Genomic DNA, 2,007 nt, shown 5'->3' with positions numbered 1-2,007 from the left:
CGTTTCATTGCTTTTCTGGCTTCTTCAGGATTTCTGTCTACAACAGCTTCAAAAACATCTTTGTGAATTCTTACCATAAGCTCATATCCTTCCGACAAGATACCCCTTGCTCTAATGTCATAAATCATCATATTCATCATATATTCCATTGCATTGTATGAATTTATAATAATAATATTCTTTGTTGCCCTTGCTAGCAAACCGTGGAATTTATTATCATATTTTGCACTTATGATTTCATCATCCATATTTATCAATTTTCCATAACACTCTTTCAATTCCTCAATTTCACCATCTGTAATTCTTTCTGCTGCAAGAGTTGCTATTTCCACTTCTATCATATTTCTGAACTCAAAAATTTCATTCTTTCCAGTATCTGAAAGCATGAAGGCAATAGACATAGGGCCAGAAAACCAGCTTTCAAATTCTTTTCTTATATATGTTCCATCACCTTGTTTTCTTTCGACTATTCCGATAATATCTAAAATTTCAAGAGCCTCTCTAATTGAATTCCTTCCTATTCCAAGAATTTCAACCAGCTTTCTTTCCGTTGTTACCTTATCCCCTTTGCAGAGAATGCCTTCTTCCACCTGTTGTCCAATATATTCTATAACCTTTTCATATGCTTGTTTGTCTTTTTTATTTTTCACATCATCACTCCATTATCTAAAATTATTATAAATTATAAGTACATCAAAGTAAAGCACGGCAAGAGTGAAATTTAATTTCCCATCTTGTATTTTATCAAGTCCAAATATGATATAATTAACATAGACATAAATACCCTTTCATAACATCTCGTTTCCCATTAATCGTAAAATACCAACACTTCAAAGTATTTTGCATATTTTAACTTTCCTAGTCATAGACAAACGACTATGTCGCGTTAGACGCGATAACAAATAAATTGAGGATGCTTTCATTAAAACTTGCTGATATAACTCAAATATTATAAGGAGGTTTATTAATGAATCAATTAAGAAAAGAAGATGTTCTAAAACTCATCGAAACAAAGCTCGATCCATGTATCTCCATTTACCTACCTACTGAAAAGGCTGGGAAGGATATATTGAAAGGAAGGATTCTCTTGAAGAATCAACTAAAGGAAGCTGAGAAAAAGCTTGCCTTACTCAATGTATCGGAGCCCGATGCCAAAAACATCCTGAAGAAAGCATATGATTTAATTGAAGATTTGATTTTCTGGCAAAACAGCAACGAAGGTCTTGCACTTTTCATCTCCGGCGATACATTCAAATTTTTCAAAATGCCTGTAAAATTCCAGGAAAAAGTTCATGTGTCAAAAGAATTCAATATAATACCTCTATTGTCAATGATTACAAAGGATGAAAACTATTACCTCTTGTCACTAAGCCAAAAGAATATAAAGCTGTATCTTTGTGACGAATTCAATATCAAAGAAATAGAGCTTGATATGCCTACATCCCTTGACGAGGCACTGCAAATGGACGATCCTGAAAGACAGCTACAGTTCCATTCAGGAAATCCGAATACCTCATCAGCAGTATACCATGGTCACGGCGGCAGTGCAGAGGACAATAAGAGCCATATAAATAGATTCATGCAAATGGTAAGCACAGATATACTTAATTTCATACCAAAAAATGAACTTCCTCTAATCGTTTCTGGTGTTAGCTATATCACATCAATGTATAAGGATGCAAACAAGTATCCAAATTTGATGGACCAGCATATAGATGGAAATCCCGATAATATCCATCCTAAGGATTTGAAGGACAGGGCACATAAAATCATGGATGAAAGATTCAATAAAATAACAGATGCCATGATGGAAAAATTCAGCGAAGCAAAAAGTATCGGAAATGGATCCGACATACTTGAAGATATAATATCCGCATCATTCGACGGCCGTATAAACAGACTTTTCCTTACATCAAATATTGAAAAGTGGGGCTACTACGACGAAAATCTCAAATTTCTTTACGAACTCTATGAGCCTACTGTAGAAGCCGAAAATGTATTAAACAT

The 2,007-nt window shown here is 34.2% G+C and carries 2 protein-coding genes; one reads left to right on the top strand and one right to left on the bottom strand.

What is annotated here, in order from left to right; all coding sequences use genetic code 11:
- On the bottom strand, positions 1–650 hold a 650-nt coding region (locus AC3AX0_RS12365), incomplete at its 3' end, for a FadR/GntR family transcriptional regulator (RefSeq protein ID WP_487550583.1).
- Between the two features lie 317 nt (positions 651–967).
- Here AC3AX0_RS12365 and AC3AX0_RS12360 point away from each other — a divergent pair.
- Positions 968–2,007: baeRF7 domain-containing protein (locus tag AC3AX0_RS12360; protein WP_487550582.1), on the top strand; the 1,040-nt coding region annotated here is incomplete at its 3' end.

This window comes from Dethiosulfatibacter sp. (genome assembly GCF_983023055.1).
The sequence above is the reverse complement of the archived record's forward strand: the minus strand, read 5'-3'. Positions and strand labels throughout refer to the sequence as shown.